This is a genomic window from Flavobacterium gilvum, assembly GCF_001761465.1.
Classification (GTDB): Bacteria; Bacteroidota; Bacteroidia; order Flavobacteriales; family Flavobacteriaceae; genus Flavobacterium; species Flavobacterium gilvum.
Genome location: NZ_CP017479.1, coordinates 2,068,012 through 2,082,685, shown reverse-complemented (window position 1 = coordinate 2,082,685; position 14,674 = coordinate 2,068,012). Strand labels below are relative to the sequence as shown.

General features: G+C 34.7%; 11 protein-coding genes. 7 read left to right on the top strand and 4 right to left on the bottom strand.

Features of this window, described 5'->3' with window-relative positions; translation table 11 throughout:
* Window positions 1-51 precede the first annotated feature (51 nt).
* A complete protein-coding gene (locus EM308_RS08825; protein ID WP_035639217.1) occupies window positions 52-2,685 on the bottom strand; it encodes a valine--tRNA ligase in 2,634 nt (877 codons plus the stop codon).
* A gap of 252 nt (window positions 2,686-2,937) precedes the next feature.
* On the opposite strand from EM308_RS08825, the gene EM308_RS08820 reads away from it, so the two are divergent.
* A complete protein-coding gene (locus tag EM308_RS08820) occupies window positions 2,938-3,327 on the top strand; it encodes a DUF1573 domain-containing protein (protein ID WP_035639215.1) in 390 nt (129 codons plus the stop codon).
* Window positions 3,328-3,370: 43 nt separating this feature from the next.
* On the opposite strand, the gene EM308_RS08815 is transcribed toward EM308_RS08820, so the two are convergent.
* The gene (locus EM308_RS08815) at window positions 3,371-4,702 is read right to left on the bottom strand and encodes a PDZ domain-containing protein (RefSeq protein WP_035639214.1); all 1,332 of its coding nucleotides are present in this window, start codon (window positions 4,700-4,702) and stop codon (window positions 3,371-3,373) included.
* A gap of 125 nt (window positions 4,703-4,827) precedes the next feature.
* Between EM308_RS08815 and EM308_RS08810 the strand changes: the two genes are divergently transcribed.
* The 5 genes from EM308_RS08810 (at window position 4,828) to lgt (ending at window position 9,915) form a co-directional block, all read left to right on the top strand.
* Window positions 4,828-6,045 (top strand): pyridoxal phosphate-dependent aminotransferase, encoded by a 1,218-nt coding sequence (locus tag EM308_RS08810; RefSeq protein ID WP_035639212.1) that lies wholly within the window; start codon window positions 4,828-4,830, stop codon window positions 6,043-6,045.
* Between the two features lie 209 nt (window positions 6,046-6,254).
* Window positions 6,255-6,926 carry a GTP cyclohydrolase I FolE gene (gene folE, locus EM308_RS08805; RefSeq protein WP_035639209.1) on the top strand — a complete coding sequence of 224 codons (672 nt, stop codon included), beginning with the start codon at window positions 6,255-6,257 and terminating at the stop codon, window positions 6,924-6,926.
* Window positions 6,927-7,063: 137 nt separating this feature from the next.
* Window positions 7,064-8,542, top strand: coding sequence for a cysteine--tRNA ligase (gene cysS / locus EM308_RS08800; RefSeq protein ID WP_035639206.1), 1,479 nt, complete (start codon window positions 7,064-7,066; stop codon window positions 8,540-8,542).
* Between the two features lie 98 nt (window positions 8,543-8,640).
* Window positions 8,641-8,907 (top strand): membrane protein insertion efficiency factor YidD, encoded by a 267-nt coding sequence (gene yidD, locus EM308_RS08795; RefSeq protein WP_051877855.1) that lies wholly within the window; start codon window positions 8,641-8,643, stop codon window positions 8,905-8,907.
* A gap of 78 nt (window positions 8,908-8,985) precedes the next feature.
* Entirely contained in the window at window positions 8,986-9,915 is a 930-nt protein-coding gene (gene lgt / locus EM308_RS08790) for a prolipoprotein diacylglyceryl transferase (RefSeq protein ID WP_035639203.1), read from the top strand.
* A 36-nt stretch (window positions 9,916-9,951) separates the two neighbouring features.
* On the opposite strand, the gene EM308_RS08785 is transcribed toward lgt, so the two are convergent.
* Window positions 9,952-10,545, bottom strand: coding sequence for an NAD(P)H-dependent oxidoreductase (locus tag EM308_RS08785; RefSeq protein ID WP_035639200.1), 594 nt, complete (start codon window positions 10,543-10,545; stop codon window positions 9,952-9,954).
* A 104-nt stretch (window positions 10,546-10,649) separates the two neighbouring features.
* Here EM308_RS08785 and EM308_RS08780 point away from each other — a divergent pair, with 104 nt between their 5' ends.
* Window positions 10,650-11,543 (top strand): LysR family transcriptional regulator, encoded by an 894-nt coding sequence (locus tag EM308_RS08780; protein WP_035639196.1) that lies wholly within the window; start codon window positions 10,650-10,652, stop codon window positions 11,541-11,543.
* A 93-nt stretch (window positions 11,544-11,636) separates the two neighbouring features.
* Here EM308_RS08780 and secDF read toward each other — a convergent pair whose 3' ends face one another.
* On the bottom strand, window positions 11,637-14,612 hold the full coding sequence (gene secDF, locus EM308_RS08775) for a protein translocase subunit SecDF (protein WP_035639193.1): 2,976 nt from the start codon (window positions 14,610-14,612) through the stop codon (window positions 11,637-11,639).
* Window positions 14,613-14,674: the final 62 nt, after the last annotated feature.

Here is a 14,674-nt window from a genome sequence, read left to right as displayed (position 1 = left end):
CTGAAATTTTTTCAGAATTGGGATTTTAATTTTTTATAAAAGTCTAGATTACTATTGCAATCCAGCCAAACTTTGCTCAATCGTTTCTATTTTAGAAAGAGCGTCAGCTTCTTTTTTGCGTTCGTTTTCTATGATTTCAGGTTTGGCATTGGCAACAAATTTTTCATTTGACAATTTAACCTGCACTGATTTCAAGAAACCTTTAATGTAATTTAGCTCTTCAGTCAATTTAGCAATTTCGGCTTCCACATCAATATTACCTGAAATTGGGATAAAATATTCATTCGATTTTACACGGAAAGACAAAGCACCATCCACTTTATCCGAAACGTATTCCAGTGAAATGATATTCCCCAATTTAGTCACGATAGAATCAAAATAAGTCGAAAGCTTATCGTTATTAATCGCTTTCAATTCAATTCCATCTTTAAACGGAATATTTTTATCTTTACGAATCGTTCTGATTCCCGAAATCACTTCAATGGTATTTTCAAAATCTGAAACCAATTGTGCGTTGAACGGTTTTATTTCTGGCCAAGTCGAAACAATCAAAGCTTCTTCTGGTGTTCTTTCTGCGATGTGCTGCCAAATTTCCTCTGTCAAAAACGGCATAAACGGATGTAACAATTTCAAATTATTTTCTAACATTTCTATCGCTTTCGCAAAAGTTACGCTGTCGATTGGTTTTTGGTAAGCTGGTTTAATCATTTCTAAGAACCAAGAACAGAAATCGTCCCAAACCAATTTGTAAATCGCCATTAAAGCATCTGAAATTCGGTATTTTTCGAAACCATCTTCAATTTCAGCCAAAGTTTGTTGGAACTTCGCTTCGTACCATTCAATCGCCACTTTCGAAGATTCCGGCTGCGGAATCGTATCAGATACTTCCCAACCTTTTATTAATTTAAAAGCGTTCCAAATTTTATTTGTAAATGCTTTTCCTTGGTTACATAATTCTTCATCAAACATAATATCGTTACCGGCAGAAGCGCTCAAAAGCAATCCCACACGAACACCATCAGCACCAAACTTTTCGATCAATTCCAAAGGCTCTGGTGAATTCCCTAGAGATTTAGACATTTTACGTCTTTGTTTGTCACGAACCAATCCCGTCAAATACACATTCGAAAATGGTTTTTTATCTGTGTATTCATATCCGGCAATAATCATTCTCGCCACCCAGAAAAACAAAATATCCGGTCCAGTAACCAAATCATTTGTTGGATAATAATATTTAAAATCTTCGTTTTCAGGATTCATAATTCCCCCAAAAACAGACATTGGCCACAACCAAGAAGAAAACCAAGTATCCAGAGCATCGGCATCTTGTTTTAAATCGTTTGTGGTTAATTGTTTATTGTTTGTAGCTTCCTGTGCTAATTTTAAAGCGTCTTCAACGTTTTCGGCAACAACGAAATCTTCTTTTCCATCACCATAATAATAAGCCGGAATTTGTTGTCCCCACCACAATTGACGGGAAATATTCCAGTCACGGATATTGTTCAGCCAATGCGCATAAGTATTATCAAAACGTTTTGGGTGCAATTTAATGTCTCCATCTTCCAAAACCGATTTTATGGCAGGTTTTACCAATTCTTCCATTTTCAGGAACCATTGGTCAGACAAACGAGGTTCGATTACAGCCTTGGTTCTTTCAGAAGTTCCTACTTTATTCAAATGGATTTCGGTTTTGGCCAAAGCTCCAATTTCTTCCAATTCTTTTTCAATTTCCTTGCGAACCACAAAACGGTCTTTCCCTTGGTAATGCAAACCAAAACTGTTCAGCGTAGCATCTTCATTGAAAATATCAACTATTTCCAAATTATGTTTATCTCCCAACGTTTTATCATTTACATCGTGAGCAGGAGTCACTTTCAAACAACCGGTTCCAAATTCTACATCTACATATTCATCTTCGATAATAGGAATTACTCGGCCACAAATAGGAACGATTGCTTTTTTTCCTCTCAAATGAGTAAAACGTTCATCATTTGGATTGATACAAATAGCCGTATCCCCGAAAATAGTTTCAGGACGAGTAGTTGCTATAGTAAGAAAATCTTCTGAACCTTCTATTTTATATTTAAGGAAAAATAACTTTCCGTTTTGTTCTTCATAAATAACTTCTTCGTCAGAAAGAGTCGTCTTAGCCTCTGGATCCCAGTTTACCATTCGGTAGCCGCGATAAATCATGCCTTTGTTATATAAATCCACGAAAGATTTAATTACAGAAGCAGACATATCCGGATCCATTGTAAATTTGGTTCTTTCCCAATCACAAGAACAACCCAATTGTTTCAATTGTTCCAAGATGGTTCCTCCGTATTTATCTGTCCAATCGTAAGCATGTTTTAAAAACTCATCTCGAGTCAAATCGAATTTATTAATTCCTTCCGATTTCAATTTGGCTACCACTTTGGCTTCGGTTGCAATAGAGGCGTGATCGGTACCGGGAACCCAACAAGCATTAAACCCTTTCAATCGGGCACGACGAATCAACACATCCTGAAGCGTGTTGTTGAGCATGTGTCCCATGTGTAAAACTCCGGTAACATTCGGTGGAGGAATTACAATCGTGTAAGGTGTTCTGTGATCTGGTTTTGAATGAAAATAATTATTTTTCATCCAATACGCATACCATTTATTTTCACTTGTTTTAGCGTCAAATTGAGCGGGAATAGTCATCTTATTGTGGATTCGTTTAATCGTTAATTTGTTTATTTATCAAATCGTTGAATTGTTTAATCGTTAATTAGCTATCTTAATTCGAATAAACGATTTAACAAATACACGAATAAACTTCTCTTTTGGTTTGATTTTTGATATTGAAATAAAGGACAAAAGTAAATAATTAAGAACAGTATAAAAAGCGAAATAAAAAATTGTGCATTAATTAAAAGATGCTATATTTACTTTACCTACTAAAAAATCAAGGAAATGAAAAACAACATTGCTTTTATCGTATTGCTATTTTTGAGCAACATTGGCTTAGCACAAAGTGGTCCAAAAATCAAAATCCTTCAGGCTGAAAACACTGTTGATTATGGAAAAGTGTACAAAACAAGCGACAATGGCGTCCGAAGTTTTACATTTACCAACACAGGTGATGCTCCATTAAGCATAAACGGAATTCAATCTACTGCAAGCTGCACTATATTGTACAAACCAAGTCAATCTATTTCTCCTGGAAAATCAGATCGAATTGATATTAAATACAACATGGTTCCCGGTCCGATCCGCAAAACCATTACATTGGAAACAAACGCAGTAAATTACGATGAAGGACGAGTACCCTTAAAAATAAAAGGAGAAATACTCTCCAACTAAAACAATTTCTTCAAACACTTTTTATATTGAAAAGCGTTTTTTTTTATAAAATATCATGTAGTTGGAAGGTAAATTTTAATATTTGATTATTACGTTCCACTTCGAGATAAATCCATTTATCATCTTCCGATTTAAACATTTCGTTCAGTTTTTGAAGCGAATATTTATATACTGATGCTTTATTAACCGTAATTATAATATCCCCAACCTGTAAACCAGATTCTGCCGCCGGTGATTTTTTCCGGATGTTGGCAATTTCATATATTGGTTTGAGTTGGAATTTATATTTAAAATCGTTAGTAGTATTTTTTCCATTGCTGTCAAATGAGATAGCTCCCGCCACAGGAACCGTCTCCATTTTTACAGTTTCCTGTACCCACTGCAAACCATTGTGTCTTATTTCGATACCACTCTTATTATAACTGAAAGGCTCATCATAATGGGCATTTTTTCTTAAATAAAGTTTTGCATTTTGATAATCAAAAACAACCGAAAAACGCTTTAAAATTTCGCCTCCAACAGAACCCACCCGATCTTTGACCATGCGCACACTTTTTATGGAGCTGGAATCAGGAAATGCAACAATCGGAAGCTTAAAGTCATAATCATCAAATGAAAACTCAGGAACTCTTGCTCTTCGCCCTTCTACATCACCACTGAAACCTTTCCCTAAAAAATCTTCAAAATTTTTGGTTGGTACTTTTATTTGTTCTGATATATTTTGAAAAAGCCAAACCGAATCACTGTTCCCTATATCAATCAATAATTTAACATCTACACCTGATGTATTCATTACAACATTTCCTTTCAGATACGGTTTAAATCTTTCGACTGTGATTGGTGTCACGTTGAATTTTTTCTCAAGTCTATTTCTATTGACTTCATTGTTTTTATAAATAATTACTTTTTTTGAAATATAATCAATCCGAACCAAATTATCTTTAAAAAACTGATAACCAATAATACCATTTACAGGAATTCCAATTTGCGAAGACAGATTAAAACTCTGATCCAAAATAACATAAATAAGCTGATGATCAGATTTCATCCCATCAAGTTCCAAAATATTATTGGTAGTTTTCAAACCCTCAATAGGTTCTTCACTCCCCAATCCTCTAAAAGTTACTTTTTCGGTATTAAAAAAAGTCACTCCCGGATTGTCTTCCAAACTAAAAAGAATAGTTTCCTCAACACCAGTATCCAAAAGGAAATTCAATTGCGCACCATTTACTTTTATTGGAATAAAAACTAAATTATTAATCAATACCAACGGCACGGTTACCTTTTCTACTCCTTTGTCAAACACAAAACCGTCCTGGCCAAAAATTGGCATTATCGTAATTAATAAAAGAAAAAAAGCACAATTTTTTTTCATTTAGTTATTTTTCCATATTATTACCCAATTATACGATAATAATGAACGAAAAACAACAAAAATGCTATATAGTTTGCTCTTATTTTGGAAAATAAATTGCAAATTTGCACCTCAACAAAATAAAAATGCCAAAAATATCAATTAGAGGTCGAAGAATGCCGGAATCGCCAATTCGAAAATTGGCACCTTATGCAGAAATAGCTAAGAAAAAGGGACATAAAGTTTATCACTTAAACATTGGTCAACCCGATATAAAAAGCCCTGAAATTGCTATCCAAGCAATAAAAAACATTGATTTATCAATCATTGAATATGGTCCTTCGGCGGGATACGAAAGTTACCGAAAAAAATTAGCCCAATTTTACACCAAGCAAGGTGTCGAAGTTGACTATACCGATATAATGATTACCACAGGTGGGTCTGAGGCGCTTTTGTTCGCCCTTGGAAGCATCATGGATCCGGGAGATGAAGTCATTATCCCTGAGCCTTTTTATGCCAATTACAGTGCCTTTTCTGAAGAATCGAGTGCAAAGGTTGTTCCTGTAATTTCTAACATTGAAAGTGGTTTTACCCTTCCTACAATTGAGGAATTTGAAAAAGCAATTACACCAAAATCCAAAGCTATTTTAATTTGCAATCCGAACAATCCAACAGGATATTTGTATTCGGAATCCGAAATTAAACAGTTAGGCGAATTGGTAAAAAAATACGATTTATTCCTAATCGCCGACGAAGTGTATCGCGAATTCATATATGACGAAAAAGACAAACATTTCTCGGTAATGAATCTTAAAGGAATTGAACAAAATGTCATCATGATTGATTCGGTTTCTAAAAGATACAGTATGTGTGGTGCCCGAATTGGTTGTATGGTAACCAAAAACAGAGACGTAATTGCTGCTGCAATGAAATTTGCTCAAGCTCGTTTATGTCCGCCAACAATCGAACAAATTGCTTGTGAAGCGGCTATTGACACACCGCAAAGTTATTTTGATGAAGTAATAGTCGAATACAAAGAACGAAGAGACACTTTAATCAGTGAATTGAACAAAATTGACGGAGTTATTGTAAAGACTCCAAAAGCTGCTTTTTATTGTATCGCACAACTTCCTATTGATAATGCCGATGACTTCGCTCAATGGCTTTTGGAGAGTTATGATTCGAATGGAGAAACTGTAATGGTTGCTCCTGCAGCTGGTTTCTACTCTACTCCTGGAGTCGGACTGAACCAAGTACGTATCGCTTATGTTTTGAAAAAAGAAGACTTGATCAGTGCGGTACGAATTTTAAAAGACGCTATTTCAGTTTATAATTCAAAAAAACTATCATCGTCTTTGTCATAAACCAAAAAAGACAATGATTATATATTAAATAACAAAAGACAATAACATTAACTTGTTGTTGTCTTTTTGGTTTTATTTTGAAACATTGTAATTCATAATTAGAAACCATTTTACGTACAATTAAAAGCAAAAACGATAGAAAATGTTTCCTTTTTATTAATTATCTTTACCCCTTAAAAATTAGACAATCATAAAAACAGTACATTTTAATGATAAACAACGAAGAATTTCAAGACGAAATAGGAAACAATCATATTAGTACCAATGCAAAAAATCCATTAAGAAACGATGCTTTTGCAATAACAGATGAAGAGAAGATTGATAAAATAAAAAAAGATGTCGAAAACATTCTATTGACATTAGGAATGGATTTGACAGATGATAGTTTGAAAGGAACCCCAAACCGTGTGGCAAAAATGTTTGTTAAAGAAATTTTTGGTGGATTGAATCCTGAGAAAAAACCAAAAGCCTCCACTTTTGAAAACAACTACAAATATGGAGAAATGTTAGTTGAAAAAAACATTACAGTTTATTCAACCTGCGAACACCACTTATTGCCTATCATCGGGAGAGCGCACGTGGCCTATATATCTAGTGGAAGGGTTATTGGTCTTTCCAAAATGAACCGTATTGTAGAACATTACGCAAAAAGACCTCAAGTTCAAGAGCGTCTGACAATGCAAATTGTTCAAGAATTGCAACAAGCCCTTGAAACAGAAGACGTAGCTTGTGTAATTGATGCCAAACACCTTTGCGTGAATTCTAGAGGAATCAAAGATATCGAAAGCAGTACGGTAACTTCTGAATTTGGTGGAAAATTCAAAGATCCCCAAATAAAAAGAGAGTTTTTGGATTATATCAAATTAGACACTAATTTTTAATAGTTTATTGTTTAATCGTTAATTTTAAAATTTTCAACCATTAAGAAATTAAGTAAAATTAAGACTTAAATTCCTTAGTTATTCTTTTTTACAAAACACACAATTTTCTAATTGTCACATTTTCTAATTACACTAAAATGTCATTACACAAGACACAAACCTTAAAAATATACAATTCCCTTTCGGGAGAAAAAGAAACTTTTACACCAATTAATGAAGGAAATGTGGGGATGTATGTATGCGGACCAACGGTTTACAGCAATGTGCATCTTGGAAATGTGAGAACTTTCATGTCTTTTGACGTAATTTTCAGATATTTATTACACTTGGATTACAAGGTGCGTTATGTTCGAAATATTACTGATGTTGGACACATTGTGGACGATGTCGATGAAGGTGAAGATAAAATTGCCAAAAAAGCACGTTTGGAACAACTAGAACCCATGGAAGTCGTACAACGTTATACTGTAGATTTTCATGATATTTTGAATGCTTTCAACTTTTTGCCGCCAAGCATCGAACCCACTGCAACAGGGCATATTATTGAGCAAATCGAAATCATAAAAACAATTATCGATAAAGGAATTGGTTATGTAGCGAATGGTTCTGTTTATTTTGATGTGGTTAAATTCAACGAGACCAATCATTACGGAATTTTAAGTGGCCGAAATATTGAAGATATGCTAGCCAATACCCGTGACCTAGACGGACAATCCGACAAAAAAAATCCTCAGGATTTTGCGCTTTGGAAAAAAGCCGAACCACAACATATTATGCGATGGCCTTCGCCCTGGAGCGACGGTTTTCCAGGATGGCATTTGGAATGTACAGCGATGAGCACTAAATATCTTGGGAATCATTTTGATATTCATGGAGGTGGAATGGATTTGAAATTCCCACATCACGAATGTGAAATTGCCCAAAACGAAGCTTGTACCGGACACACACCTGTAAATTATTGGATGCACGCCAATATGCTTACCCTGAACGGTAAAAAAATGGCAAAATCTACCGGAAACAACATCTTGCCTGGAGAAATTTTAACAGGAGACAACGCTTTTTTAAGCAAAGCATTTTCTGCTTCGGTTACACGATTTTTTATGATGCAGGCACATTACAGAAGCATTCTTGACTTCTCAGACGAAGCCATTATTGCTGCCGAAAAAGGATATAAAAGACTGATGGAAGCAATGGAATCCTTAAAAGGAATTTCGGCAAGTACAAATAGTTCTCTAGACATTGCTGGTTGGAAACAATTGTGCTATGATGCCATGAATGACGATTTCAATACGCCAATTCTAATTGCGCAATTATTTGAAGGTGTTCGTTTCATTAATTTATTAAAAGATGGAAAAGAAACTTTGAACGCAGCCGATTTAAAATTATTTACAATAACTATACAGGCATTTGTATTTGACGTTTTGGGATTGGAAGAAGAAAAAACCAACGGAAACACAGACAAATTAGAAGGCGTGGTTAATATGCTAATCGGCATGCGTAAACAAGCCCGAGATAATAAAGATTTTGCTCTGTCTGATCAAATTCGCGATCAGTTAATCGAATTGGGAATTCAATTGAAAGATGGAAAAGAGGGAACTACTTTTAGCATAAATTGATTTTTGATATTAGATTAACGATTTTTGATTTCAGATTTCACAGCAACCGAAATCAAAAATCGTTAATCTTAAATCGTTAATCTTAAATCAAAAAAAACATGAAATTCCTAACGGCACCTTTCATATTGCTCGTGCGCTTTTATCAGGGAGCTATATCCCCTTTTACCCCTGCGGCCTGTCGGTTTGAACCCACCTGTTCAAGTTATATGATACAGGCATTACAGACTCACGGATTATTTTATGGTGGATATTTAGGAATAAAAAGAATTTTGAGATGTCACCCTTGGGGAGGAAAAGGTTATGACCCAGTTCCAACTTCACCCCAACCCTCTCCAAAAAAGAGGGAGAAAGAAAATAAAAAATGACACTCATTGAATCTTACGTTTTTGTTAACACAACCTATAAAATGAAAGTAATATTTTCACAAAAAAAATAAAAAATAAATGACACACGCTTTAAACATTGTTTGGAATCCCTCTGAAGGTATTGATTTAGGTTTTTTCATTATTCGTTTTTACAGTTTAATGTTTGTAATCGCTTTTGGATTGGGCTGGTACATCATGAAGCATATTTTTGAACGAGAAAACGTTGCCATAGACAAACTGGACTCCTTATTTGTTTGGACTGTTTTGGCTACATTAATCGGTGCGAGATTGGGACATGTTTTCTTTTACGATTGGGAATATTACCGTAACAATTTGGCCGAAATCATTTTACCTTTCCGTTTTACTCCAAAGTTTCAATTCACAGGATATCAAGGATTGGCAAGTCACGGAGCTGCTATTTCTATTATCGTTGCAATGTATTTTTTCAGCAAAAAAGTACTTCAAAAACCACTTTTGTGGATATTGGACAGAGTAGTAATTCCAGTTGCAAGTGGTGCTATTTTTGTGAGACTTGGAAATTTTTTCAATTCTGAAATTGTAGGTAAAGAAACTACTTCATCATTCGGAATCCGTTTCGTGAGAGATCAATTCTCCCCGAGAGAAGCTGTCAATGCGACCCAACTTCCTACACCAAAAGAAGCATACAACGCTATCGCTACCAATCCCCAATATGCCAATTTACTGAATCAAGTTCCTGCCAAACATCCAGCGCAATTGTACGAAGCTTTTTGCTATATCTTTGTGTTTGCCGTATTGTTTTTCCTCTATTGGAAAACAGAAGCCCGAAAAAAATCAGGTTATTTATTTGGCTTATTCTTAGTATTATTATTCACGGTTCGTATCATAGTAGAATCGGTAAAAGAAAGCCAAGGGGGATTTGAAAGTGACTTAGGAAACATATTATCAACCGGGCAATGGCTCAGTATTCCATTCATAATCGTGGGATTGTATTTTGTCATCACAGCCAAAAAGACTAACGAGATTTAAACAAAAATGCCACTGTAAATTCAGTGGCATTTTTGTTTAGTTCAAAAACAATTGCGTCAAATGATTTTCGTATAATTTTAAATCTTTAACAACATCTGCATTTTTTTCGATATCATGAAAGTGCAGACTATCTAATGGCTTCATCCCAGTGAAAGCATTCATTCTATGAAAACCAAATAGCGGTCCATCATCAACGCTAGTTTCACCAAAGAATTCACCAGGCAGCGTGAAAGCTTCTTTCGGCGCATTCCAAGAAGTTGTTATCATGTATTTCTTCCCATGAAGCATTCCTCCCGTTCCATAGTTTATCGCAGGATTTTTTGATGAACGCCCATCGCTTTTGTATATCCCTTTGTCATGACCTTCGGTAAAAACAACGTCTATGTATTTTTTGAATCCGTGAGGCAATTGAAACCACCAAATCGGTGTATGATAAATAACTACATCTGCCCAAACAAATTTTTCGACTTCTTGTGCAGGATCATAATTGTCGTTTACATCAGTACTTTTTACCTCAAAATCTTTATGTTTTAAGAAAAATTCAGCAGTCGCATTTGCTATTGTCTGATTGAATCTTCCACCAGAATGCCCGAACTTTTGCCCTCCATTTATAATAAATATCTTTTTCATTTTTTGTCTTATTTAATTTGATGGTACAAATTTACACATGATATATCTATTATTAAAATAACATAATTCATACCTTTGTATCATAATTATAATACTAAGGCAAAATGGTAAATCTAGAATGGTATCGAACTTTCAAGTATGTTTACAAAACAGGAACACTAACCGGAGCTGCTGAGGCGTTGTATATTTCACAACCTGGAGTCAGTTTGCATTTAAGTTCACTAGAAAGTTACGTTGGTTATAAATTATTTGACAGAACCGGCCGAAAAATGGTTCCTACCGAAAAAGGAAAAGTCCTCTATAATTTCATTACCGATGCATTATGCAAATTGGAAGAAGCCGAAAAAAACTTTCAGCGAAGCACCGAGAAAAACACGCCAACTATCAGCATCGGAATGTGTTTTGAGACCTTTCAAATTACTTTGGAGCCTTACCTCGCAACCTTTCCATTTAACGTAATTATCCAATTTGGTGAATATCCGGAAATGATTGAAAACCTAGACAAAGGCATTTTGGACTTAATCATCACTCCACAAATGATTACCAAAAATACTATCGACTATCAAGCCTTTTCTTCAGAAACCATAATTCTTATAGCTGGCAACGAAACTGATTCGGATACTTTTGATATTTTAAAAAAAGAAAAAAACTTTGATGGAATAGAAAATTGGCTGAAACAACAAAGATGGTACGGAACGACAGGAGACATGGAGCATTTGAGACGTTTTTGGCAACTTAATTTCAACAAACATGCCGATTTTAGACCAAACTATATTGTTCCAAATTTAAACTCCATAGTGCGCTGTTTAAGCAATAGTAACGGATTGGCAGTAATTCCAGATTTCTTATGCAAAACAGAACTCGAAACTGGCAAAATTAAGCTTTTGTGGCAAGGAAAAACACCACTAAAAAACACGTTGTACTTTGCAAACAAAAAGAAAACAGATTACTCAGATGAAATACAATTAGTAAAAGACACTTTTATAAAAATAATGTAGTCAATTCAGCAAATAACTAGCTAACAAAAGAGCATAAAAAAAGGATTCAACTTAAAGCTGAATCCTTTTCTTTATTTTAAAATGTGAGATACTTTATACAGTAGCTTCTTGTTGGTGTTTAACTTCAACATCATGTTTCTCGTCTTTAGAAATGGTATCAACCAAAACTGGAGTAGCAATAAACAATGAAGAATAAGTACCAATAATAATACCGATAAGCATTGCAAAGATAAATCCTCTGATAGATTCTCCACCGAAAATGAACATGATCAACAATACAAAAATCATTGTCAACGAAGTATTGATAGTTCTTGACATTGTAGAGTTAATAGATTTGTTCACAATTTCAGAGAAAGAACCTTTTGTTTTTCCATCCAAGAACTCACGAACTCTGTCATATACAATTACTGTATCGTTCATTGAATAACCAATTACTGTCAAGATAGCTGCAATAAAGTGCTGATCGATTTCCATACCGAAAGGCATATATTTCCAAAGCAACGAGTAAGCTCCCAATACAAAGATAACGTCATGCGCTACCGCTGCGATTGCACCCAAACTATATTGCCATTTTCTAAAACTTACAACTAGATACAAACCTACAATAAGCATTGCTCCCAAAACTGCCCAATAAGCATTAGTTTTAATATCTTCAGCCACTGTTGGTCCAACTTTTGAAGCTTGAACAACACCTAATTTTTTACCATCATACGCATTGATAAATTTATCATAAGTCATTCCTGTATAATGCTTTTTCAGAGTTTCAAATAATTTCTTATTTACATCTTCATCAGCAGCACTACCTGTTTCCTGAATTTTATACTTTGTCGTAATTTTTAACTGATTGTCTTCACCAAAAATTTTAACCTCGGCACTACCAAATACAGCTGCCAATTCATCTTTTACTTCCTCTGGTTTCATTGATTTATCGAAACGAACCTGGAAAGTTCTTCCTCCAACAAAGTCAACACCCTGATCAAAACCATGAGTTGCAATAGATGCGATACTCACAATAGTAACGATAATAGAGAAAAGGTAAGTCCATTTTTTAATTCCCAAGAAATCAAAATGGAAATTAGTAAAGAAATTTTTAGAGAAATTTGTCACGAAAGACAAATTGTTTTTACCCGCAATATTTCTATCAATAAAGATTCTCGCAATAAAAATAGAAGTAAATAAAGAGGTAATAATACCTATTAATAAAGTAGTAGCAAATCCTTTGATTGGTCCAGAACCGAAGATAAACAACACAGCTCCTGTAAGGATGTGAGTTACGTTTGCATCAACAATAGAACGCATTGCACCAGTCCAGCTATAAGAAGCTTTTACTGCTTCGTCCAGAGATTTACCAGCCCTTAATTCTTCTTTAGCCCTTTCATATATAATGATATTCGCATCTACCGCAGTACCCATTGTTAATACGATACCCGCAATACCTGGCAATGTAAGTACAGCACCTAAACTTGACAAAATACCGAACATGAATAATAAGTTGACAGCCAAAGCAATATTTGCATACCAACCTGATTTTCCGTAGTAAACAATCATCCAAAGAGATACCAAAAGTAATCCAATCACAGCAGAATTAGTTCCATTATCAATAGCTTCCTGACCCAAAGATGGCCCTACCACTTCAGACTGGATAATTTCAGCTGCCGCAGGCAATTTACCAGCTCTTAATACGTTTGCTAAATCTTTAGTTTCTGTAACATCAAAATTTCCAGAAATCTCAGATCTTCCTCCTGCAATCGGTCCACTTGAAACTCCAGGTGCAGAATATACGATATCGTCAAGAACAATAGCAATAAATCCTTTTTGAGTATATGCTTTTCCAGTTAATTCTTCCCATTGTTTTGCACCAGTGTTATTCATTTGCATTGAAACAGCTGGTTTTCCCATTTGGTCAAAAGTGTCGCTGGCATCAGTTACAACACCACCACTCATTGAGGCAACATTGTCTCTGTTTCCTTTTAAAGCATACAATTCAACTACTTCAACCGTTTTTTCTTTAGCATCTTTGATGGTAGTTGGTTTACCCCATACAAATTTTGCATAGCGTTGGTCACCTGCCAATAAAATTCTGATATCCGGTCTTTTGAAATAAGAATTAATTGTAGCTGTATCTTTTGGTAAGAAAAGACCAAGAACTGGTCCTCCACCTTGAGCAACAATTTTATCAATTATAGGATTATTTCCTTTTTTAGTAGCTGTAGAATCTTTTCCATCAGTCAACAAAGCGCTCAATGAATCTTTTGCAACAGCTTTAGATTCAACTTTAGCAACTTCAGTTTTTTTCAAAGCCTCGTTGGCTGCCATGATGAAATTACCAATTTCTTCAACTTTATAAGTTTCCCAAAACTCTAACTGAGCAGTACTTTGTAACAATTTTTTGATCCTGTCAATATCTTTAGCACCCGGAAGTTCCACAAGAATTCTTCCAGATTCACCTAATTTTTGGATATTTGGCTGTGTAACACCAAATTTATCGATACGCTCTCTCAATACTTTATAAGCACTTTCTACAGATTCATCAACTTTTCTTTTGATTACTTTTTGAACTTGCCCATCTGTCATTTGAAAAGTAACACCTCCGTCACCTTGCAAACTTCTGTTAGCAAAAATTTCTGGAGAAGCTAATTTTACAGTTCCTTTTGAATTGGCTTCAAAAGCTTCAAAGAAAGCATCAAGATAACTTTGATTCCCTTTTTGGTTTGCAGTAGCATCAGCTAAAGATTTATTAAAAACAGGATTTTTCGAATTATTTGATAACCCTTTCAAAATGTCTTTAACAGAGATTTGAAGAGTTACGTTGATTCCTCCCTCCAAGTCTAGTCCTTTGTTGATTTGCTTGTCTTTTACTTCGTTGAAAGTAAAATCAGTAAATCCTAAGCTAAACACTTTTTCCTTACCAATAGAATCCAAATACTTTAATTCTTTTTCTGGGTTTCCGCCAGCGAAAGTTTTTGCATCACTTTTAACTTTGCTCGAGACAAAAGTGAAAGAAAGTTGGTAAATACTTACCAATGCAAATAGAATTGCGAAAAATTTAATTAGTCCTTTATTCTGCATTACTACTAAAAATTAATTATTTTTTTATTGTTTTTGTTCTAAACCCTATAAAACAAGCAATT

Bases quoted from the DNA above. Each gene is read 5' to 3' on its own strand.
- EM308_RS08825 (WP_035639217.1), bottom strand. From the start codon at position 2,685: ATGACTATTCCCGCTCAATTTGACGCTAAAACAAGTGAAAATAAATGG.
- EM308_RS08820 (WP_035639215.1), top strand. From the start codon at position 2,938: ATGAAAAACAACATTGCTTTTATCGTATTGCTATTTTTGAGCAACATT.
- EM308_RS08815 (WP_035639214.1), bottom strand. From the start codon at position 4,702: ATGAAAAAAAATTGTGCTTTTTTTCTTTTATTAATTACGATAATGCCA.
- EM308_RS08810 (WP_035639212.1), top strand. From the start codon at position 4,828: ATGCCAAAAATATCAATTAGAGGTCGAAGAATGCCGGAATCGCCAATT.
- folE (WP_035639209.1), top strand. From the start codon at position 6,255: ATGATAAACAACGAAGAATTTCAAGACGAAATAGGAAACAATCATATT.
- cysS (WP_035639206.1), top strand. From the start codon at position 7,064: ATGTCATTACACAAGACACAAACCTTAAAAATATACAATTCCCTTTCG.
- yidD (WP_051877855.1), top strand. From the start codon at position 8,641: ATGAAATTCCTAACGGCACCTTTCATATTGCTCGTGCGCTTTTATCAG.
- lgt (WP_035639203.1), top strand. From the start codon at position 8,986: ATGACACACGCTTTAAACATTGTTTGGAATCCCTCTGAAGGTATTGAT.
- EM308_RS08785 (WP_035639200.1), bottom strand. From the start codon at position 10,545: ATGAAAAAGATATTTATTATAAATGGAGGGCAAAAGTTCGGGCATTCT.
- EM308_RS08780 (WP_035639196.1), top strand. From the start codon at position 10,650: ATGGTAAATCTAGAATGGTATCGAACTTTCAAGTATGTTTACAAAACA.
- secDF (WP_035639193.1), bottom strand. From the start codon at position 14,612: ATGCAGAATAAAGGACTAATTAAATTTTTCGCAATTCTATTTGCATTG.